This window comes from Streptomyces sp. NPDC101219 (assembly GCF_044767675.1).
GTDB lineage: Bacteria > Actinomycetota > Actinomycetes > Streptomycetales > Streptomycetaceae > Streptomyces.
In genome coordinates this window covers 644,311-664,830 of the sequence record NZ_JBIWOK010000001.1, presented here as the reverse complement: position 1 = coordinate 664,830, position 20,520 = coordinate 644,311, and the positions used below count along the sequence as shown (strand labels likewise).

21 protein-coding genes are annotated in these 20,520 nt (G+C 72.2%); 5 read left to right on the top strand and 16 right to left on the bottom strand.

The genetic code is table 11. The features are described from left to right. Positions 1 to 27: 27 nt before the first annotated feature. Positions 28 to 948, top strand: coding sequence for a hypothetical protein (locus ACIRPP_RS03040; protein WP_403637454.1), 921 nt, complete (start codon positions 28 to 30; stop codon positions 946 to 948). 22 nt (positions 949 to 970) lie between these two features. Here ACIRPP_RS03040 and ACIRPP_RS03035 read toward each other — a convergent pair whose 3' ends face one another. The 4 genes from ACIRPP_RS03035 to ACIRPP_RS03020 form a co-directional block, all read right to left on the bottom strand. Beyond that, positions 971 to 1,423, bottom strand: a complete 453-nt coding sequence (locus tag ACIRPP_RS03035) for a hypothetical protein (RefSeq protein ID WP_403637452.1) — start codon at positions 1,421 to 1,423, stop codon at positions 971 to 973. Beyond that, on the bottom strand, positions 1,407 to 1,898 hold the full coding sequence (locus ACIRPP_RS03030; protein ID WP_403637450.1) for an RNA polymerase sigma factor: 492 nt from the start codon (positions 1,896 to 1,898) through the stop codon (positions 1,407 to 1,409). The genes ACIRPP_RS03035 and ACIRPP_RS03030 overlap by 17 nt, the downstream gene beginning before the upstream one ends. 113 nt (positions 1,899 to 2,011) lie before the next feature. Further along, positions 2,012 to 2,650: a class F sortase gene (locus ACIRPP_RS03025; protein WP_403637448.1), complete on the bottom strand. Its 639-nt coding sequence runs from the start codon at positions 2,648 to 2,650 to the stop codon at positions 2,012 to 2,014. Continuing rightward, on the bottom strand, positions 2,647 to 3,069 hold the full coding sequence (locus tag ACIRPP_RS03020; protein ID WP_403637446.1) for a sortase-dependent protein: 423 nt from the start codon (positions 3,067 to 3,069) through the stop codon (positions 2,647 to 2,649). Before ACIRPP_RS03020 ends, ACIRPP_RS03025 begins: the two co-directional genes overlap by 4 nt. Before the next feature lie 337 nt (positions 3,070 to 3,406). Here ACIRPP_RS03020 and ACIRPP_RS03015 point away from each other — a divergent pair, with 337 nt between their 5' ends. Next, positions 3,407 to 4,288 (top strand): hypothetical protein, encoded by an 882-nt coding sequence (locus tag ACIRPP_RS03015; protein WP_403637586.1) that lies wholly within the window; start codon positions 3,407 to 3,409, stop codon positions 4,286 to 4,288. A gap of 100 nt (positions 4,289 to 4,388) precedes the next feature. On the opposite strand, the gene ACIRPP_RS03010 is transcribed toward ACIRPP_RS03015, so the two are convergent. From ACIRPP_RS03010 to ACIRPP_RS02995, 4 genes are all read right to left on the bottom strand, one after another. Continuing rightward, complete coding sequence (locus ACIRPP_RS03010; protein ID WP_403637444.1) at positions 4,389 to 5,828, bottom strand: GH1 family beta-glucosidase; 1,440 nt, start codon at positions 5,826 to 5,828, stop codon at positions 4,389 to 4,391. 77 nt (positions 5,829 to 5,905) lie between these two features. Then, complete coding sequence (locus ACIRPP_RS03005) at positions 5,906 to 6,829, bottom strand: carbohydrate ABC transporter permease (RefSeq protein ID WP_362100387.1); 924 nt, start codon at positions 6,827 to 6,829, stop codon at positions 5,906 to 5,908. 12 nt (positions 6,830 to 6,841) lie between these two features. After that, on the bottom strand, positions 6,842 to 7,837 hold the full coding sequence (locus tag ACIRPP_RS03000; RefSeq protein ID WP_403637441.1) for a carbohydrate ABC transporter permease: 996 nt from the start codon (positions 7,835 to 7,837) through the stop codon (positions 6,842 to 6,844). Between the two features lie 103 nt (positions 7,838 to 7,940). Further along, positions 7,941 to 9,251: an ABC transporter substrate-binding protein gene (locus ACIRPP_RS02995; RefSeq protein WP_403637439.1), complete on the bottom strand. Its 1,311-nt coding sequence runs from the start codon at positions 9,249 to 9,251 to the stop codon at positions 7,941 to 7,943. Positions 9,252 to 9,590: 339 nt separating this feature from the next. On the opposite strand from ACIRPP_RS02995, the gene ACIRPP_RS02990 reads away from it, so the two are divergent. Continuing rightward, positions 9,591 to 10,604: a LacI family DNA-binding transcriptional regulator gene (locus ACIRPP_RS02990; RefSeq protein WP_403637437.1), complete on the top strand. Its 1,014-nt coding sequence runs from the start codon at positions 9,591 to 9,593 to the stop codon at positions 10,602 to 10,604. 64 nt (positions 10,605 to 10,668) lie between these two features. Here ACIRPP_RS02990 and ACIRPP_RS02985 read toward each other — a convergent pair whose 3' ends face one another. Together ACIRPP_RS02985 and ACIRPP_RS02980 are read right to left on the bottom strand one after the other, a co-directional pair. Beyond that, complete coding sequence (locus tag ACIRPP_RS02985; protein ID WP_403637435.1) at positions 10,669 to 12,222, bottom strand: MFS transporter; 1,554 nt, start codon at positions 12,220 to 12,222, stop codon at positions 10,669 to 10,671. 109 nt (positions 12,223 to 12,331) lie between these two features. Continuing rightward, entirely contained in the window at positions 12,332 to 13,465 is a 1,134-nt protein-coding gene (locus ACIRPP_RS02980; protein ID WP_164349208.1) for a glutathione-independent formaldehyde dehydrogenase, read from the bottom strand. 176 nt (positions 13,466 to 13,641) lie between these two features. Here ACIRPP_RS02980 and ACIRPP_RS02975 point away from each other — a divergent pair, with 176 nt between their 5' ends. Then, positions 13,642 to 13,833, top strand: coding sequence for a hypothetical protein (locus ACIRPP_RS02975; RefSeq protein ID WP_164339129.1), 192 nt, complete (start codon positions 13,642 to 13,644; stop codon positions 13,831 to 13,833). Positions 13,834 to 13,897: 64 nt separating this feature from the next. On the opposite strand, the gene glpK is transcribed toward ACIRPP_RS02975, so the two are convergent. Then, the gene (glpK, locus tag ACIRPP_RS02970; RefSeq protein ID WP_403637432.1) at positions 13,898 to 15,415 is read right to left on the bottom strand and encodes a glycerol kinase GlpK; all 1,518 of its coding nucleotides are present in this window, start codon (positions 15,413 to 15,415) and stop codon (positions 13,898 to 13,900) included. A 126-nt stretch (positions 15,416 to 15,541) separates the two neighbouring features. Further along, on the bottom strand, positions 15,542 to 16,438 hold the full coding sequence (locus tag ACIRPP_RS02965) for an MIP/aquaporin family protein (RefSeq protein ID WP_403637430.1): 897 nt from the start codon (positions 16,436 to 16,438) through the stop codon (positions 15,542 to 15,544). 142 nt (positions 16,439 to 16,580) lie between these two features. Between ACIRPP_RS02965 and ACIRPP_RS02960 the strand changes: the two genes are divergently transcribed. Continuing rightward, on the top strand, positions 16,581 to 17,072 hold the full coding sequence (locus ACIRPP_RS02960; RefSeq protein WP_403637428.1) for a hypothetical protein: 492 nt from the start codon (positions 16,581 to 16,583) through the stop codon (positions 17,070 to 17,072). On the opposite strand, the gene ACIRPP_RS02955 is transcribed toward ACIRPP_RS02960, so the two are convergent. From ACIRPP_RS02955 to ACIRPP_RS02940, 4 genes are all read right to left on the bottom strand, one after another. Further along, positions 17,036 to 17,653, bottom strand: a complete 618-nt coding sequence (locus ACIRPP_RS02955) for a TetR/AcrR family transcriptional regulator (RefSeq protein WP_403637426.1) — start codon at positions 17,651 to 17,653, stop codon at positions 17,036 to 17,038. The two genes, ACIRPP_RS02960 and ACIRPP_RS02955, sit on opposite strands and share 37 nt — an antisense overlap. Before the next feature lie 10 nt (positions 17,654 to 17,663). Beyond that, the gene (locus ACIRPP_RS02950) at positions 17,664 to 18,245 is read right to left on the bottom strand and encodes a sugar O-acetyltransferase (RefSeq protein WP_403637425.1); all 582 of its coding nucleotides are present in this window, start codon (positions 18,243 to 18,245) and stop codon (positions 17,664 to 17,666) included. Between the two features lie 94 nt (positions 18,246 to 18,339). Further along, the gene (locus ACIRPP_RS02945; protein ID WP_403637423.1) at positions 18,340 to 19,545 is read right to left on the bottom strand and encodes an MFS transporter; all 1,206 of its coding nucleotides are present in this window, start codon (positions 19,543 to 19,545) and stop codon (positions 18,340 to 18,342) included. Between the two features lie 87 nt (positions 19,546 to 19,632). Then, the gene (locus tag ACIRPP_RS02940) at positions 19,633 to 20,433 is read right to left on the bottom strand and encodes a VOC family protein (RefSeq protein ID WP_403637421.1); all 801 of its coding nucleotides are present in this window, start codon (positions 20,431 to 20,433) and stop codon (positions 19,633 to 19,635) included. Positions 20,434 to 20,520 lie beyond the last annotated feature (87 nt).

Sequence of the window (20,520 nt, the reverse complement as noted above, 5' to 3'; positions counted from 1 at the left end):
CGCGACGGCAACGGTTCTACTGGGGCCATGCGAACCGAGCTCGCCGGCCCGGCCGGCGCCACGAACCTCAAGGCCCTGCGCACGGCGGTGCGTTGGTCCCTCGTCGCGCTCCTCCCCGCCGAACTGGTGCTGGTCCTGTGCGTGGTGGGAGGGGTACGGATCGCCCCGGGGGTGCAGTGGACGGTGCGGCTGACGGCGCTCGTCCCGCTGGTCCTGGCCACCGTCCTGGTCGGCCTCGACCACCGGCGGCACCGGCACGGAGGGCTCGGCCGGCGTGCCGCCCTCCGCGCCGCGCTCGCCGACAGCGTGCCCGCGGCGGTGCGCCGGCTCACGGCCCACGAGATCTTCCTGTCGACCAGCTTCCTGCGGTGGGTGACCCGCCGGGGACCGCACGGCGTGCGCCGGGGCGACACGGCCGTCCCGTACGCCTCCGGGCAGTCGGCGGTCATGGCCGGATTCCTGTTCGTCTGTGTCGTCGAGACGGTGATGCTGGCGCTGGTGATCCCGTGGCCGGTGGTCCACGCGGTGACGCTCGTCGTGGACGTCTGGGGCTGCTACTTCGTCGTCGCCCTGCACGCTTCCTGCGTGGTGCGCCCGCACGTGATCGGGGCGGACGGCTCGCTGCGGCTGCGGTACGGGGCCCTGCTGGACATCCGCATCCCGGCCGGCCGCATCGCCTCGGTCCGCGCGGTCCGGGCCTTCCCCGAGGGGAGGATGGCCGCCGTCGGGGACGACGGGACGGCCGACCTGGCCGTGGCGGGGCAGACCACGGTCACCGTCGAACTCACCGAATCGGTGCGCTTCGTACGCGTGCTGGGCCGGCCCGCCGAGGCCCGGGCCTTCCGCTTCTACGCCGACGACGCCGCCTCGGCCGTGGCCGCGCTCAGGGCCGGTGCGCCACGCCCCGACGCCGGCCGCTCCGCCGGGGTGACGGGTTCACCGGAGTGAGCGGGCAGGCCCGGTCGCGGCCCTACGGCGTGGGGACCGTCCCCGGGACCGGGGTGGCCGACGGTGACGGGACGCGGGGGCCGGCCGTTCCGGGGTGCCCGGTGGACGGTACGGGGACCTCGGGGCCCACGGTCGTGGGCTGTTCGGTGGGCCGGGCGACGGAGGGCTCGGGCGACGGCGGCGCCGGCGTCGGCGTCGGGGAGGTGCTGCTGACCGGTGGCGGGGCCAGGGGCGCCGTGGGAGCGGCCGGCCCGTCGGGAGCGGTCTGCTGGAGGGGCAGCGCGACGAGGAGCGCGGCACCGCAGGCGAGGCCGGCCCCCGCGGCGGCGCGCACCAGGCGGCGCCGGGCCGCGGCGCGGCGGACCTCCTCGAACCGGCCGGGAGGCGGGCCGAGATGGTCGCCGGACGGGCGCAGGAGGACCGCGAGGGGGTCGTCGGGCGCGAACTCCGGACCCTCGTCAGCGTGTGTGATCAAGGCTTCTCCTCAGGTGGGCGCGGAGCAGTTCCCGGGCGGCGTGCAGATCGGCCTTGACGGTTCCCTCCTTGCGTCCGGTCACCACGGCGATCTCACGGATCGGCAGGTCGGCGTAATAGTGCAGCAGGATCGGCACGCGCAGGCGTTCCGGCAGGGACTGCACCAGCAGCCGGACGGACGGGTCGGCCGGTTCGCTGTGCGGGCGGACTGCGGTCTCGGTGGTGACCCGGTCCACCGCGCGGCGCTCGCGTCCCAGCTTGCGCCAGTGGTCCCGGACGAGGTTGGCGGCCGTGACGTAGAGGAACGCCCGGGGTTCGGACACCGTCGTCCAGCGGGCCCACAGCCGGGTGAACGCCTCCGAGGCGATCTCGTGGGCCGTCTCGTCGTCGTCGACCAGGCGTCGGCACCAGCCGGCGAGGCGCGGATAGAGGGCGGCGAAGAGCTCGGCGGCCGCCTTCTCTCGGGACCTTTTCAACATTCTCCAGGGTCGTGGGGTGACCAGTGTCGGGGAGCGGAGCGCACCGGCGGCCCAGGGGCCGCTCCCCCGGGCAGCCGGGTGCGGGTCCGGCTGCCCGGGGCCGTGACCGGTCAGGGATGCGCCGGGTCGGGCGCGGCGAACACGATGACGTTGTCGCGGTACTCGCCACCGGAGCGGGGGCCTCCGCAGGTGATGAGGCGCAGCTCCGGACGGCCGACGGCGCCGTAGACGGCCTCGGTCGGGAAGTCCGCCTTGGCCACCGTCCGGACGGACCGGACGGTGAACCGCGATGCGGTGCCGTTCTCCAGGCGGGCCTCGATCCGGTCGCCCCGGCCCAGCCGGCCCAGGTGGCGGAAGACCCCGTCCCCGTGGTCGCCCACGGTGACGTGACCGAGGATCACCGACGGTCCGGTGCTGCCCGGCGGCGGGGAGTACCGGTACCAGCCGGCCCGGTCGTCGGCCGTGATCGGGGGCACCTCGACGGTGCCGTCCGCGGCCAGTCCCAGCCGGATGACCGGTGTGTCGACCCCGATGGCCGGGATCCGCAGCCGGACCGGGACGGAGCGGCCGGGGTGGTCCGCCCGCGAGGTGGGGCGCGGGGCCCGCGCCGTGCCGCCCTGCCCGTCGCCGGGAAGCCCGGTGCCGGTGCGATGTCCGGTGCGGTGTCCGGTGCGGTGTCCGGTGCCGCAGGCGGCCAGTACGGAGGCCGCCGCCGCGGTGACGAGGGCGCGCCTGGAGAGGGCCGTCATCCGGCGGTCGTCCGCCGGCGGCGCACGAGGAGGGCACCGGCGCCGCCGGCGGCGAGGGCGGCGGCGACGCCCCCGCCGATCAGCGTGCCGTCCGGGCCGGAGGAGGTGGCTGCCGCACCGGTGTCGGGCGCGCCACTGGGCACGACGGACACCCCCGTGGCCTCCTCGGCCGGGGCGGGGGCGTCGCTCTCCGCCGGTACCGGGGAGGGCTCGGTGGAGGGAGCCTCGGTCGGGGCGGGGGCGTCGCTCGTGGCCGGTACCGGGGAGGGCTCGGTGGCGGAAGCCTCGGTCGGGACGGGGGTCGCTGCGGCGTCCGAGACGGGCACGGCCGGGGCGGGGCCGTCGGCCGACGCGGAGGCCGCGCCCGCCAGGACGGCGGTGCAGGCAAGTGCCGCGGCACTCAGCAGGGTTCGGCGCATGGGTGGCTCTCTCCTTGGTGGTTCCGCCCGCTCGGAGGTCCGGCGGGCCGGGTGACGGATCGTGCGGAGAGACGAGGCAGCGACGGGGCGGGTTGTAAAGAGCGGGCAAAGTCCCGGTGGCGCGGCGGGTGCGGTGCGGACGCGGCCGTGGAACCCGGGCCCCCGCCCGCCCGGCCCCTCGTCACCCGTATGTCCGCGTTGCGCTGGTCGCCCGGACGGGCCGGTGGTGCGGTGAGGGGACAAGGGGAGCCGCCCCGGGCCAGCCGGCGGCGGCCGCTGTTGTCCTCAGGAGGCGCTCGTGACCACCCCCCGCCCGGCTGTCCGTCCGTCCCGCGTCATCGCGGCGGGTGCGTCCGTATCCCGTCCGGTCGCCCGGCCGCCGGCCGGACCGCGCGCGGCCGCCCGTCCCGTACGGGTCCTCGCCACCGTCCTCGCCGCCGGGACTCTGCTGGCGACGGCCGCCTGTTCCGGCGGGGGCGGGGAGGCCGGGGCCGCGTCGGGCACCGCCTCCACCGTGGCCGAACGGCCGCCCGCCGCGCAGACCACCGCCTCCCCCTCCCCCGGGCAGGAGTTGACGGAGACCGGCGCTCGGAACGCGCTGATCACCGAGTCGGACCTCGAGGACGACTGGAACCTGGTGAAGGACCCGGCCACCTGGCGGGACTCCCTGCTCCTGGGTGACGTGGACGCGGCGAAGTTCCTCACCGGCAAGAGCGACGCGCAGGACTGCAAGCGGCTGATGGACTCGCTCTACGACGAGACCCTGCTCGGCAGCCCGTCCGGGGCGTCGGCGGTCACCGGGTTCGAGCAGGGCGACTCCCGGCTGTACTACCAGGTCGCCGCCTACGAGAAGGCCGACCTGGACCAGTCCATGGAGTGGCTGAAGTCGCTGCCCTCGGCCTGCGACGAGTTCACCCTGACCGGGGGCGACCACGGCGACCGCACCGTCCAGGTCGTGGAGCGGACGCTGCCCGAGGAGGGCGAGGCGCGGCAGGGGCTGACGGTGACGGTGAAGGGCACCAGCGACGGCGACCCCGTGACCCTGACGCTGGACGTGGCGGCGGTCCAGGTCGGCGCGAACGCGATCACCGTGACCAACGGCGGACTCGACGGCGCGGACCACGACTCCACGGACGCGGCGGTCGCCCAAGGCACTCCGCGGCTCACCGAGGTCCTGGCGGGCGGTACGCCGCAGCCGACGCCCAGCGGCGCCGGGTGACGACGGCGGACCGCCCCCGCTCCCGGGGCTTCCGGGAGCGGGGGCGGTCCGGCGGTGCGGCACCGCGCGGGGCGGCGAAATGGTGCCGCACCGGGCCTGGTCAGGCGCCGGGCAGGACGCCGGTGCGGGCCACCTCCGCGTACCAGCGGGCGCTGGCCTTGGGGATGCGGGTGCCGGTCGGGTAGTCGACGTAGACCGCACCGAACCGCTTGCTGTAGCCGTGGGCCCACTCGAAGTTGTCCAGCAGCGACCACAGGAAGTAGCCGCGCACGTCGGCGCCGTCCTGGACGGCCCGGTGGACGGCGGCCAGGTGGCCGCGCACGTAGGCGATCCGGGCGGGGTCGTTGACCCGGCCCTCGGGGTCGGCGTAGTCGTCGAAGGCCGCGCCGTTCTCGGTGATGACCAGCGGGACCTTCGGGAAGTCCGACGCCAGGCGGCGCAGCAGGTCGTACAGGCCGGTGGGGTCGACGGCCCAGCCCATGGCGGTGGTCTCGCCGGGCGGCTGGTGGAAGGCGACCCGGTCGGCACCCGGCCAGGGGCTGTGGGCGCTGTTGCCGTGTCCGTCGGAGGTGTGGGTGCCGCTGCCGTCGGTCTCGGAAACGACGGTGGGCGTGTAGTAGTTGACGCCGAGGAAGTCCAGCGGCTGGTGGATCTCGCGCAGGTCGCCGTCGCGCACGAAGGACCAGTCGGTCAGCCCGGCGGTGTCCTTGAGCAGGTCCTCCGGGTAGGCGCCCTGGAGCATCGGGCCGGTGAACACCCGGTTGGCGAGGGCGTCGATGCGGCGGGCCGCGTCGGTGTCGCCGTCGCTGTCGGTGAGCGGGCGGACGTGGTGGATGTTCAGCGTCACGGAGCACTGGGCGGCGGCCGGCAGCCGGTCGCGCAGCGCCTGGACGGCGAGGCCGTGGCCCAGGTTCAGGTGGTGGGCGGCGCGCAGGGCGGCCACGGGGTCGGTGCGGCCGGGGGCGTGGACGCCGGAGCCGTAGCCGAGGAAGGCGCTGCACCAGGGCTCGTTGAGGGTGGTCCAGGTGTGCACCCGGTCGCCGAGGGCGTCCGCCGCGAGCGCGGCGTACTCGGCGAACCGCTCGGCCGTGGCGCGCTCGGGCCAGCCGCCCGCGTCCTCCAGCTCCTGGGGCAGGTCCCAGTGGTACAGGGTGGCGACGGGCTTGATGCCCTTGTCCAGCAGTTCGTCGGCGAGGCGCCGGTAGAAGTCGAGGCCCTTCTGCACGGCGGGGCCGCGGCCGGTCGGCTGGATGCGGGGCCAGGCCAGGGAGAAGCGGTAGGCGCCCAGGCCGAGTTCGGCCATCAGCGCGACGTCCTCACGCCAGCGGTGGTAGTGGTCGGTGGCGATGTCGCCGGTGTCGCCGTTGCGGACCCGGCCGGGGGTGCGGGCGTAGGTGTCCCAGATGGACGGTGTGCGGCCGCCCTCCGTGGCGGCTCCCTCGATCTGGTAGGAGGCCGTCGCGGAACCCCAGAGGAACCCCTGGGGGAAGGTGCGGGCTGCGTCCGGGGCGGACGCGGTCGGCTGTGCTGCGGTGACCACGTAAGTCCTTTCGAAGTGGTGGGGGTCGCACGCGGAACGCGTGGTGGGGGTGGGCGCTACGGGCCGGGCGCGGCGGGTCAGCCCTTGACGGCGCCGGCCATGATGCCGCTGACGATCTGCCGGCCGAACACGAGGAACATGGCCAGCAGCGGGAGGGTGCCGAGCAGGGCGCCCGCCATGATCAGCGACTGGTCTCGGACGTAGCCGGCGCTGAGCTGGGTGAGGGCGACGGGGACCGTCGGGTTGGTCATGTCGAGCACCACGAACGGCCAGAAGAAGTCGTTCCATGCGTGCACGAAGGTGATCATGAACAGGACGGCCATGGCGGGCCGGGCGACGGGCAGGACGATGCTCCAGAAGATGCGCAGCGAGTGCGCCCCGTCGACCCGTCCGGCCTCGACGAGTTCGTCGGGCAGGGCCTCGGAGAGGTACTGCCGCATGAAGAAGACACCGACCGCGCTCACCAGCGTGGGGAAGATGACAGCCGGGAGCTGCTGCGACCAGCCGAGCTCGGACATCATCATGAACAGCGGCACCACGCCGAGCTGCGGCGGCACCAGCATGGTGCCGATCACCAGCATCAGCAGGGCGTTGCGGCCCTTGAACCGCAGTTTGGCGAAGGCGAATCCGGCGAGCGTCGCGAACATCACCGTGGACACCGCGATCACGCCGGCCACGATCAGGCTGTTGATCATGGCCTTGCCCATGGCCGCCTCGTCCCAGGCCCGGGCGAGGTTGCTGAACAGGTTCGGGCCGGGCAGGAAGGGCGGCGGGGTCTGGCTGACCCGGGTGTTGTCGGTGGAGGCCGCCACCATGGTCCAGTAGAGCGGGAAGATCGACAGGATCGCCATGATGGCGAGCAGGACGTAGGCCAGCGGGCCCGCGTGGTGCTGGCGGCCGGCGCGCTGGCGCAGCAGCCGGCGTCCGCCGCGGCCCGGCGGTGTCTCGGCGGGCGGCCGGGCCGGGGTCTCGGTCCGGGCCGGGAGGCTGTGGGTGGTCATGGCGACTCCAGGTCAGGACGTGCGGGAGCGCAGGCGCTTGATCAGGCGCTGCACCACGAAGACGAGGACGAGCAGCAGGAACATCGCCCAGGCGACGGTCGCCGAGCGGCCCATCTGGTAGTTCTTCCAGCCCTCCTCGTACAGCAGCAGGCCCAGGGTCTGGTACTGGTTGTCGGCGCCGCCGGTGACGCCGTTGGGGCCCTGCCCGAAGATCAGCGGCTCACCGAACAGCTGGGTGGCGCCGATCGTGGACAGCACGATGGTGAACACGATGGTGGAGCGGATGCCCGGGACGGTGACGTGGGTGAACTGCTTCCAGCGGGAGGCCCCGTCGAGGGAGGCCGCCTCGTACCGGTCGGCGGGGATGGCCTGCATGGCGGCCAGGTAGAGCAGGGCGTTGTAGCCGGTCCAGCGCCAGATGACGATGGTGGAGATGGCGACCTGGGCGGGCCACTTGTCGGCCTCCCAGTCCACCGGGTCGATGCCGACGGTGCCGAGCGCCCAGTTGATCATGCCGAAGTCACGCTCGAAGATCATGGTGAACACGAGGGCGGCGGCGGCGACCGACGTGGCGTAGGGCACCAGCGAGGCGACGCGGAAGAACAGCGAGGCCCGCATGCGGTAGTTGAGCAGATGGGCGAGGCCGAGCGCCATCAGCAGCTGGGGCACCGTGGAGATGACACCGATCGTGATGGTGTTGCCCAGAGCGTTCCAGAACCGCTCGTCGCTCCAGAGTGCGACGTAGTTGTCGAACCCGACCCACTCCATGACGTCGAGAGTGGCCAGCTCCACCTGGTGCAGCGAGATCCACGACGTGTAGACGAGGGGGTAGAAACTGAAGGCGGCGAACACGACGAAGAACGGGGCGACGAACGCGTAGGGGGCGCCCTTGACGTCCAGCAGGTGCAGCAGCGCGCCGCGCCTGCGGGGGGTGCTCTCGCCGCCCTTGCCGGGCGGCGGGCCCGGCGGCTCCTCGCCGGCCGGGGCCTTGGTGGTGGAGGTGGCCAACCGTCTTTCCTTCCTGGGTGCGAATGCGTGATCCCGGTCCCGGGCGCCGGGCCCGCCGCCGGCCGGCGGCGGACGGGCCCGGACGGCCGCGGGGCGTGACGGGTCAGCCGACCGCCTTCTCGATGCGCTCCGCGGTGGTGTCCCACGCCTCGTCACGCGGGGTCTCCTGCTGCTCGATGAGCGTCAGGCCCTGCGAGAAGGTGTCCTTGATGGTGCCGTCCTTGCGGCCGAGGACCTGCTTGTCCGGGATCTCCCGGGCGGCGGCGCCGAAGATCTCGCCGATCGGCGCGCCGCTGAAGTACTCGGAGGTGGCGCCCTTCACCTCAGCGGTCTCCAGGGCCTTCTGCGAGGACGGGATGTTGCCGATCTCCTTGAAGATGTGGGCCTGCTGCTCCGGCGCGGTCAGCCACGCCACCAGCTTCTGGGCCTCCTCCTTCACCGGGCTCTGCTCGACAACGCCGAGGAAGGAGCCGCCCCAGTTGGCACCCTTGGGGGCCCGGGCGACGTCCCACTTGCCCTTGTTCGCGTCGCCGGCCTTCTCGCTGATGTGGCTCAGCATCCACGCCGGGCACACGGCCGTGGCGAAGGTGCCGTTGGCCAGACCCGGGTCCCAGCCGGGCTGGAACTGGCGGAGCTTGGCCGTCAGGCCGTCCTCGGCGGCGTCGGCGGCGAGGTTCCACGCCTCCTTGACGACCGGGTTCTTGTCGTAGATCAGGTCGCCCTGCTCGTTGTAGTACTGCTCGGAGTGGCCGTAGACCATGGCGTTGAACAGGCCGCTGGCCGCGTCCATGTAGGCGACGTCCTTGCCCTTGAAGCCCTTCTTGAAGTCGCGGCCGGCCTCGACGTACTTCTTCCAGTCGCCCTCCCAGAGCTTGGCGACCTCCTCGCGGTCGGTGGGCAGACCGGCCTGCTCGAAGTAGTCCTTGCGGTAACAGACGGCCATGGGACCGATGTCGGTGCCCAGGCCGAGCACCTTGCCGTCGGCGGTGCTGATCTGGGACTCCTTCCAGGGCAGGAAGTGGTCGGTGCCCGTCACCTCGGAGAAGTCGGCGAACTTGTCCGCCTGGGTCTCGGTGATCTCCTTGGCCCGGCCGATCTCGATGCCCTGGATGTCCTTCAGGCCCTTGCCGGCCGCGAGCCGGGTCTGCAGCGCCGTGTAGTACGTCTGCTCGTCACCGGCGATCTCCGCCTTGATCTCGACGCCCGGATTCTCCTTCTCGTACTTCTCCAGGAGGCCGGTCTCCTTGATGCCCATGACCCCGTACAGGCCCATGGTGATGGTGACCTTGCCGTCCTTCTTGCCACCGCCGGTGGCCGAGTCGTCACCGCTGCTGCAGCCGACGACCAGCGTCAGCGCGCCGACGGCAGCGACCGCCGCCACCGCCTTCGAACGCATCGAACCGGTACTGCCCATGGATCTCCTCCTAGCGACGGCGCTGACACACCGGAGTGACGAGGTCTGCGATGACTACAGCGGCTCTGAAAAATGAGGTGGGTACGTTCCCACTTCGGGGTGGGAACGTGCCCATCGATGCAACGAAGACTCATGTGCGGCGGCTCGTATGTCAATAACTTGAACGCAACTCTTCGTCGCGGACCGCTGTCCGCCGCCGGTGCCGCCCGACCTCGGCACCGGCCACCGCGCGACATCTGCAAGACTTGTCGCTGGTCACTCCGCGGCCGGCGTCGCCTGGCGCGCGCCCGGCCCCGCGTCCGCGGCATGATCCGAACGACAGGCCCCAGGGGGGAGCACATGACGGGGAACCGCCGTCCCACGATCAAGACCGTCGCCGCCCGCGCCGGCGTCGGCCGCACCACGGTGTCCCGCGTCGTCAACGGCTCCGACCTGGTCAGCGCCGAGGTCCGTACCCGCGTCCTGGAGGCGATCAAGGAGCTCAACTACGTCCCGAACTCGGTCGCCCGCGGACTGGTCACCAACCGCACCGACGCCGTGGCCCTGGTCATCCCGGAGTCCGAGAGCAGGCTCGGCTCGGAGCCGTTCTTCGCCGCGCTGATCAGGGGCGTCAGCGGCGCCCTCACCGAGACCCGGACCCAGCTGCAGCTGATGCTGGTGCGCGACCAGGCCGAACGGGACCAGCTCACCGAGTCGGTGGCCACGCGCCGGGTGGACGGGGTCCTCCTCGTCTCCGTCCACGCCGACGACCGGCTGCCGGGCATGCTGGAGGAGATGGGCCTGCCCACCGTGCTGGCCGGCCGCCGCGACGCCGGCGAGCAGCTCAGCTACGTCGACTCCGACAACGCTGGCGGCGCCCTCGTGGCGGTCCGGCACCTGCTGCACAGCGGCCGCCGGAGGATCGCGACGATCACCGGCCCCCACGACATGGACGTCGGCCGGAGCCGGCTCGCCGGCTGGCGCGACGCCCACGCCGAGGCGGGGCTGACCGCCGACGAACTCCTGGTCGAGGCGGGTGACTTCACCGAGGAGAGCGGCACCCGCGCGATGTGTTCGCTTCTTGAACGCGCGCCCGATCTGGACGCCGTCTTCGCCGCCTCCGACCTGATGGCGGTCGGCGCGCTGGCCGAACTCCGGCGCCGGGGACGCCGGGTGCCGGAGGACGTCGCCGTCGTCGGATTCGAGGACTCCGTCCTCGCCCGCCACACCAATCCCCCGCTGACGACGGTGCGTCAGCCGGTGGAGGAGCTGGGCCGGACCATGGTGCGGATCCTCACCGACATCACCCGCAACGGCGCGCCCCGCCGCCAGGTGACGCTGCCGACGGAACTGGTGGTGCGCGAGTCGTCCTGACCGGACACGCGCCGCCCCGGGGAGGGCCCTCGACGCGCCGCTCCCCGGGCGGGTTTCCCGCCCCTCAGAACCTCGGCGTGGGCGCCTGCGCCTCGACGATCTCGGCGGCCTCCGCCGGTGTCTGCACCGAGGGCGGTGAGCCCTCCAGCGGCTGCTGCGCGGTCTCCTTCATGCAGGCCACCGCGATCACGCCGACCAGGGCCGCCGCCATCGCGTAGTAGGCGGGCATCATGTCCGAGCCGGTCACGCCGATCAGGGCGGTGATCACCAGGGGCGTGGTGCCGCCGAACAGCGATGCCGACAGGTTGTAGCCGACGGACAGGGAGCCGTAGCGCACCGACGTCGGGAACATGGCCGGCAGCGCGGCCGACATGGTGCCCAGCAGGCAGACCAGGGACAGGCCGAGCATCAGCATGCCGGCCGAGACGGCGAGCAGGCTGCCCTGCTGGGCCAGCAGGAACGCGGGGACGGACAGGAAGAAGAAGCCCAGCATGCCCGTCATGAGCAGGGGCTTGCGGCCGAACCGGTCGGACAGGATGCCCACGCGGTTGATGATCAGCATCAGCACCACCATCGTGGCCACCAGGATCAGCAGTCCGTGGGACTCGCTGTAGTGCAGCTCGTCCGAGAGATACGTCGGCATGTACGACAGCAGCATGTAGTCGGTGACGTTGTAGGCACCGACCAGGGCGATGCAGAGCACGAGCGTGCGCCACTGTTCGCGGAAGACGCGGGCGAGTCCGCCGCGGGCGGTGGTCTCCACCGCGTCGGCGGCGTCGGACACCCGGACGGTCTCCTGCTCCAGCTTCAGGTAGGCGGGGGTGTCGTCCAGCTTGAGCCGCAGGTAGATGCCGACGATGCCCAGCGGTCCGGCGATCAGGAACGGGATGCGCCAGCCCCAGGCGTCCATGGTGTCGCTGCCGAGCCACGCGGTGAGTGCGGTGACCAGGCCGGCGGCGCCGGTGTACCCGGCCAGCGTCCCCAGCTCCAGGAAGCTGCCGAAGTAACCGCGCCGCTTGTCCGGGGCGTACTCCGCGATGAAGGTCGATGCGCCGCCGTACTCGCCGCCGGTGGAGAAGCCCTGCAGCAGGCGGAAGACGATCAGCAGGGCGGGGGACCAGAAGCCGACGGCCGCGTAGGTGGGGAGCATGCCGATGGCGGCGGTGCCGATCGCCATGAGGATCATCGTCAGGGCCAGGACCTTCTTGCGGCCGATCTTGTCGCCCATCGGGCCGAAGACCATGCCGCCGAGCGGTCGCACGAGGAAGGCGACCGCGAAGGTGGCGAACGACGACAGCAGCTGCACCGTCTCGTTGCCGGAGGGGAAGAAGACCCGGCCGATGGTGCCCGCCAGATAGGCGTAGATGCCGAAGTCGAACCACTCCATGGCGTTGCCGAGCGAGGCGGCCTTCACCGCACGCTTGACCGCCCGCTCGTCCGTCACCGTGATGTCCGACCGGCGCAGCCGCGGCTGCCGGCGACGCTGGGCGGCACGGAAGAGCCGGGGGTGGCGTCGGACTGCTGAGAACTCGGGCTCGGGCCCGTTGCCGTTGGGGGACGTGGCCGCATTCCTTTCCGGGACGTACCGCTCGAAACGGAACGTATCAGCGCTTTTCACGGCCTGCCCGGCGGACCGCCGACAGCGGCGCGGCAACGGAGTGACCTCCGCGGGGCATGGCCCGGCCCGCGGGTTCCACCTCCCGCGGGCCGGAACCGGGTGCCCCGTCTCAGGGGTGCAACACGACCTTGGTGTAGCCGTCCACCCGCTTGTCGAACTTGTCATAGGCGTCGGCCGCCTCGTCCAGTCCGAGCTCGTGGGAGACGACGAAGCTGGGCTTCGCCCGGCCCTCGATGATCATGTCGCGCAGGTGCCGGTTGTAGCGCTTCACGTTGCACTGGCCCGTGCCGACCCGCAGGCCCTTCTCGAACAGCTTGCCGATCGCGACCAGGAGCATGCCCTGTTTGGCCTGCTCGTCCGGCGCTCCCGGGTCCGCCGGGACGTAGAGACCGGGCACTCCGAGCGCGCCGGTGGGCCGCACGGTGCCGACCAGCGAGTTCAGCACGACGGCGGGCTCCTCCTCGCCGGAACCGCCGGCGGTCGCCTGGTAGCCGACCGCGTCCACGCCCTTGTCGGTGCCGACGCCGTCGGTCCGGTCCTTGATCTGCTCCACGGGGTCGCCCTGGGAGAAGTCGATCGGTGTGGCGCCGATCTCCTCGGCCTTCTGCAGCCGCTCCGCGACCCGGTCGACGACGAACACCTGCTTGGCGCCGCGCAGCATGGCGGAGTACGCGGCCATCAGGCCGACCGGCCCCGCTCCGTACACCGCCACGCTCTCCCCGGGGCGCACCTGGGCGAGTTCGCAGCCGTGGTAGCCGGTGGGGAAGATGTCGGCGAGCAGCACGAAGTCGGTCTCGTGCTCGGTGCCCTCGGGGAGTTTCAGGCAGTTGAAGTCGGCGTAGGGCACCCTCAGGTATTCCGCCTGGCCTCCCTGCCACGGCCCCATGGAGACATAGCCGTAGGCGCCGCCCGCAAATCCGGGATTGACGGTCGTGCAGTATCCGGTGAATCCCTCGGCGCAGTTCCGGCAGAAACCGCAGGCGACGTTGAAGGGCATGACGACCCGGTCGCCCTCCTTGAGCGTGGTGACGCCGTCGCCGACCTCCTCGACGATGCCCATGTTCTCGTGACCGAAGACGATGCCGGGTTCGGCCGCGGTGCGGCCCTCGTACATGTGCAGGTCGGAGCCGCATATCGCGGTGGAGGTGACCTTCACGAGCACATCGTTGGGATGCTGGATGGCGGGCTTGTCGACTTCCTCGACCGAGACGCTGAAGGGCCCCTGGTAAACGACGGCCTTCATGGCCGCTCCCTCCGTCGGAGAAACGCACGGTGATGCGTCACGCGCCCCTGCCGCTCGGTACGCGTGACCCATCTCTCATGGTTCTCCGGCCCTCCGTGGGGGGCAAATCGGTAATGTCCCCGTGAACGCAATACTTCCGTGCCCCCGTGGGGGCACAGCACGAGAGTGACCGAGAAATGTCAGCTCAACGACTGGGGACACTGCTGGTCCCCGTGCCGGGACTGTCCGGCACCACCTACCCCCCGGGCACGACCGTCACCGTCCGTGGCCGGGGAGCCACCGTCGACGCCTTCGTCAAGGGCGACTGGCTCCCGCTGGCGTGGTGGGAGTTCTCCGACGGCCTGCGCGAGGACATCGCGGACCGCTGAGCCGTCTCGCGCGGGCCGCCGGAGGTCCCCGCGGGTCCGGCGGCCCGCACCTTCAGGTGATCCCTCAGGTGATCTTGACCCAGTCCAGGGTGCGCTCGACGGCCTTCTTCCAGCCCTCGTAGCCCTCCTGGCGCTGCTCCTCGCTCCACTGCGGTTCCCAGCGCTTCGACTCCTGCCAGTGCGAGCGCAGCTCGTCGGTGTCGTTCCAGAAGCCGGTGGCGAGCCCGGCCGCGTAGGCGGCGCCCAGGGCGGTGGTCTCGGCGACCACCGGCCGGCTGACGGGAACGCCGAGCACGTCGGCCTGGATCTGCATGCACAGGTCGTTGGCGGTGACACCGCCGTCGACCTTGAGGACGTCGAGATGCACGCCGGAGTCACGCTCCATCGCGTCGACCACGTCGCGGCTCTGGTAGCAGATGGCCTCCAGCGTCGCCCGGGCGATGTGCGCGTTGGTGTTGTAGCGGGCGAGGCCGACCATCGCGCCGCGGGCGTCGGAGCGCCAGTACGGGGCGAACAGGCCGGAGAAGGCCGGCACGAAGTACATGCCCCCGTTGTCCTCCACCGAGCGGGCGAGCGGTTCGCTGTCCGGCGCGGTCTGGATGATCTTCAGCTGGTCCCGCAGCCACTGCACGGCGGCTCCGGTGACGGCGATCGACCCCTCGAGCGCGTAGACGGCGGGCTGGCCGGCGAACTGGTAGGCGACGGTGGTGAGCAGCCCGTGCTGTGAACGGACCAGTTCGGTCCCGGTGTTGAGGACCAGGAAGTTGCCGGTGCCGTAGGTGTTCTTGGCCTCGCCGGGGGCGAAGCAGACCTGGCCCACGGTGGCGGCGTGCTGGTCGCCCAGTACGCCGGTGATCGGCACCGCGGCGTTGAGCGGCCGGGACGTGCGGGCCTGGCCGAACGCGTCCGGGTGGGACGAGGGGTTGATCACCGGCAGCATCGCGCGCGGGATGCCGAAGATCCCCAGCAGCTCGTCGTCCCAGTCCAGCGTCTCCAGGTTCATCAGCATGGTGCGGCTGGCGTTGGTGACATCGGTGGCGTGCACGCCGCCGTTGGGGCCGCCGGTGAGGTTCCACAGCACCCAGGCGTCCGTGTTTCCGAAGAGGGCGTGGCCCGCCTCGGCGGCCTCCCGCAGCCCTTCGACGTTCTCCAGCAGCCACTTGATCTTGCCGCCGGAGAAGTAGGTGGCCGGCGGCAGGCCCGCCTTGTGACGGATGGTGTCGCCGTGGCCGTCGCGTTCGAGGGCGGCGGCGATGCTGTCCGTGCGGGTGTCCTGCCAGACGATGGCGTTGTAGTAAGGGCGTCCGGTGCGCGGGTCCCAGACCACGGTGGTCTCGCGCTGGTTGGTGATGCCGATCGCCCTGAGGTCGCTCGCGGTGAGCCCGGCGGTGCGCAGGGCGTTCTGGATCACGGTGTTGGTGCGTTCCCAGATCTCCACCGGATCGTGCTCGACCCAGCCCGACTTGGGCAGGATCTGCCGGTGTTCGAGCTGGTGCTTGCCCACCTCGTTGCCTGAGTGGTCGAAGATCATGAAGCGCGTGCTGGTGGTCCCCTGGTCCACCGCGCCGACGAATTCGGGCATGGTCTGCCGCCTCTTCTCCTGATGCGTTGTCTCCCGGTGGGGTACCGCGTCGCGCCGGTGGCACCCCTGTCCGGCGGATGGGGCGCGCCCCCGGCCGGCGCGGGGCCGGACGGAGGCGGGGGGTTCCTACGGCTCGGGGGTCGCGGGGCCTTCCTCGCGCTCCTCGGCCTGCACGGTGCGGGCCTTGATCAGCGGGCCGATGAGCCAGTCGTACACCAGGACGCCGATGACGCCGCCGATGAGCGGTCCGACGATGGGGATCCACCAATAGCCGCTGAACCAGCCGAAGGTGCCGGGTAGTGCGATGTCGCCCCAGCCTTCGAAGAAGGTGAACAGACGTGGACCGAAGTCGCGGGCCGGGTTGATCGCGTAGCCGGCGTTCGTGCCGAAGGTGAGGCCGATCGCGACGACGATCAGGCCGATGATGAACGGGCCGAGGTTGGCCATGGGTGCGGTGTTGCGGGTGTCGATGACGGCGCAGATCAGCATCAGCAGCATTCCCGTGCCGATGATCTGGTCGAGCAGCGGACCCCACCACGAGTTGCCGAAGTACTCGGCGGGGAAGGTCGCGAAGATGGAGTAGGTGGCGAGCGACTCGTCGCGTGGGATGCCCGCGTCCGCGTTCGCGGCGTCGATGGCCCACCGGTAGCTCGCGTAGACGAGCGCGGCGGCGACGAAGGCTCCGAAGACCTGCGCCAGCCAGTAGGCCGGCACCTTGTTCCACGCGAAGTCCTTGCGTACCGCGAATCCGAGGGTCACCGCGGGATTGAGGTGGGCGCCGCTGATGCCGCCGGCCACGTACACGCCGAAGACGACCGCGAGGCCCCAGCCCCAGGCGATGATGAGCCAGTTGGCGGGGCCGAAGTCCACCGCCTGCCGGCCGGAGCCGGGCAGACCGACCACCGCGACGGCCACGGACCCGAGTCCGAACAGGATCAGGACGAATGTTCCGAGAAACTCTGCCACCATCTCGCCGCCGAGGCCCTCTTTGTAGCCCCGCCGTCGTGCAGTGCGTTCCGCCATGGGTAGCTCCTTGGCTGGAAAGGGTCAAAACTGACCCATCCTTACCCGGGACATCAAGGATGATAAGCACATCAAACGGGACATTCAGCTTGTTCGCTCGAACGGCCCCCTCACGGGGAGCGCATCCTGCGCGGCAGGACCCGTGGGGGTACGCTCCGCGGCGCCCGCTCAGCCCTCGGTGCGCCGCCGGAAGAGGACCCCGGCCAGGAGACGAGGTTGCGCGCCACGCTGGCCACCACGTGGCCGGCGAGGACGGCGGTGCCGCCGATGGGCCTGGCCGCCCTGCACGGCGCCGCCCTTCCGCCCGGCGACCGGCTCTCGGTGCTCCTGCTGGTCACCGGCTTCGTCCGCAAACGAGGCGACGCTCACCACCGATCTGCACGAACACGTCCGCGACGGCACCACCGGGCTGCCGGGCGACGACCTGCGCGGCTACGGCACTCTGCTGCGCCGCCTCATCGACGCCCGCAGCCACCCGCACCTGCACGAAGTGGTCGAGGCCGGCGTCTTCGAGGACGACGACAACCCGGACTACGACTTCGAGTTCGGCCTGGAACGGCTGCTCGACGGCGGGGAGAGCCTGATCCGCGGCCGGCATCACCCGCCGGCCGCGCCGGAGGCCCCCTCCGCCTGAACGGCCCGCACCGCTTCGGGACACGCCGTCAGGCCCCGGTCCGTCCCGGTGATCCGGGTCACCGCCTCACGGGTCAGGGCGCGCCCGTGCGGCTCCCGGGCCAGGGCCCGGTGGAGGGTCAGTCCCTCGATGAGGGCGTCGAGCTGACGGGCGGTGTCCGGGTCGAAGTGCTTCTCCAGGTGCACGCGGCTGCGGCGCATCCACTCGTGGGTGAGTTCGCGGTACGCGGGCTGGCGGGCCGCCAGGGTGTAGAGCTCCTGGGTGAGCACGAGGTCACGCCGGCTGCCCTCGGACAGGGTGTGCACCAGGTCGACGACCGCCTCCCGGGCCCCGGCACGGTCGGCGGCGGCCGCGAGGTGGGTGTCGAAGACGGCGACGATGTGGTCCGTGAAGCGGCCGAACGCCTCCTTCAGGAGGTGGTCGATGCCCTCGAAGTGGTAGGTCATCGAGCCCAGCGGCACACCGGCCCGGCTCGCGATCCTCCGGTGGGACACCCGGGCGATGCCCTCGTCGGCGATCAGGTCCAGCGTGGCGTCCAGGATGCGTTCGCGGCGTCGCGGATCGGTGTACCCGGTGGCCATGTCCGCCCCCTCAGAGGGTGCGGACCGGCCGGGCCGGACTGCCGACCGCGACGACACCGGCCGGCACGTCCCGGGTCACCACCGAGCCGGCGCCGATCACGGAGTCGTCGCCGATGGTCACGCCCGGCAGCACGATGACCCCGCCGCCCAGCCACACGTTGTCCCCGATGGTGATGGGCCGGGCGGCCTCCAGCTTGTCGCGGCGCGGCTGCGGCTCCAGCGGGTGTGTGGGGGTGAGCAGTTGCACGTTGGGGCCGATCTGGCAGTCCTCGCCGACGGTGATCGCCGCGACGTCCAGGGCGGTCAGGTTGTAGTTGACGAAGGTGCGGGCGCCGATGGTGATGTTGCTGCCGTAGTCGACGTACAGCGGCGGCCGGACCTCGGCCTGCTCGCCGAGCGAGCCGAGGAGTTCTTCCAGCAGGAGCCGTGCCGCCCCGGCGTCCTCGGCGAAGGCGGCCTGGTAGCGGGCGGCCAGGCGCACGGCCCGCTGCTGGCGGCGGGCGATCTCCGGGTCGTCGGCGATGTAGAGGTCGCCCGCCTGCATGCGTTCGAGGTTCGTGCGGGGGTCGTGCGCGAAGTGGTCCGTCGGCATGGCCCGAGCGTACCGGGCGGAGCGTACGCCCGTACGCTCCAGCGCGGCCGGACCGGCGCCGGATCCACCGGCGTCGGATCCACCGGCGTCGGATTCACCGGCGCCTGGGCGCCAGCACTCCGGCGAGCAGGAGCACGACGACTCCGGCGAGCGGCACCACCACCAGGCCCACGCGCAGGCTGGTCGCGTCCGCGACCAGGCCGACGACCGGCGGGGAGAGCAGGAAGCCCAGGCGCATGAGCCAGGAGACGATCGTCAGTCCCGATCCCGGCTTGAGGCCGGGCAGTTCGTCGGCGGCCTGCATCGCCGCCGGGACGAGCGTGGCCACACCGAACCCGGCGGCCGCGAAGCCGAGGACGGTCCCGCCGACCGTGGGCACGGCCAGCGCCAGGCCCATGCCGGCCGCGGCGACGAGACCGCCGGCGCGGGCCACGGCACGCTGCCCGAAGCGGTCCACGAGCCGGTCGCCGACGAGGCGCCCGACGAACTGGGCGCCCACCAGGGCGATGTATCCGGAGGCGGCGAGCGCGGCGGACGCGCGCAGGGAGTCGGAGAGGTAGAGCGCGGCCCAGGAGTTGCCCGCGTCCTCGACCAGGGTGCCGGCGGTGGCGATCACGACGAGCGCCGCCAGCACGTAGGCGGTGCGCGGACCGGCCGCCGGGCGGCCGGTGGACCGCCGGCCCGCTCCCCCGTCGCCGTCCGCCGCGGGCTCGGTGTCCGGGCCGGGCAGGCAGCACCGCAGGGCGACGAGCGCGACGGCCGCGAACAGCCCCGCCGATATCAGCAGGTGCACGCCCAGGGACAGGTCGAGGGCGATCGCGGCGGCGGCCATGGAGCCGCCGGTGACCGCGCCGATGGACCAGATGGCGTGGAAGGAGTTGATGATGGAGCGGCCGTAGCGGCGCTGCACACGCAGGGCGTGGGCGTTCTGCGCGACGTCGGTGATCGCGTCCATCGCTCCGGCCGCGAACAGCGCGGCGGCGAACCACATCACCGTGCCGGAGGTTCCGGCGGCGAGGATGCCGACGCCGGTCAGGATCGTACTGGCGACCGCCACCCGCGCCGAGCCCAGCCGGCGGATGAGCACCCCGGCGGCGAGGCCCGCCGCGATGGCGCCGGTCGGGAAGGCCGCGACGGCCAGACCGTAGGCGGCGTTGCCGATGCCCAGATCCGCCTTGATCTGCGGATACCTCGGCAGGAGGTTGGCGAAGAGGGCCCCGTTGGTGAAGAACAACGCGGCGACGGCCACCCGGGCCTGCCGTTCGGCCAGGGCAGGCCGGCGCAGTACGTCAACAGTCATGCGGAGGACACTACAACCCGGAGCGTACGAACGTACGCTCCACCCCTGCCGCACGCGTGGGCAGGCGGCGGCCCCCGTTCCGCCGGGTCAGCGCGGGGCGGGTGCCAGGACCACGAAGTCCGCCGACGCCGGGTCGGCGCAGACGGCCAGCCGGCCCACGCCCTCCGCGTCGTCGGGTCCCGCCCGCACGCTGCCGCCGTTCCCGGTGACCAGGTCCACAGCCGCGTCGCAGTCGGTGACGGCGAACACCGGGTGCCAGTACGGCCGCCCGCCGGTCGCCGCGAGGTCGTCGGCGGCGACCTGCATGAGCCCGCCGTGCATGCGCTCCTCGGGCAGTCCGGCCGGGGTGATCAGCGTGTAGGCGCCCTCGCCGCCCGGCATCGGCATGTCGCTGAACTGCCAGCCGAGGACCTCGCCGTAGAACTCCTGCGCGGCCGCCGCGTCCGTGGTGTACAGCTCGGCCCAGCACAGCGAACCGGGTTCCTCCACCAGCTCGAAGCCCGCGTTCCGGCCCGGCTGCCAGACGGCGAACTGGGCGCCGAGCGGGTCGCTGTACTGCGCCATCCTGCCCCATTCGCCGAGGTCCCTCGGCTCCACCCGGACGGTGCCGCCCGCCCGCTCGACGGCCCCGGTCGTGTCGTCCGCGTCGGCGACGGTGTAGTAGATCATCCAGGCCGACCGGGCGCCCTCCTCGGTGAGCCTGCCGAGCCCGGCGACCGTCTTGCCGCCCTTCTGGAACATGCCGCCTTCCATGTCCTCGCCGCCGCCGTCCATGGACTGGTACTCCCAGCCGAACACGGCGCCGTAGAAGGCCGCGGCGGCCTGGACGTCGGGGGCTCCGAGGTCGAGCCAGCAGGGGGAGCCGGGGGTGCGGTCGTTGATGATCACGGCGAATCCCTTCACGCGTTCCGCGGTCCGTATCAGCGTGACACCGGGTCCGGACGCCCGCGCGTCGGCGGCGCCGCGCCGCAAAGG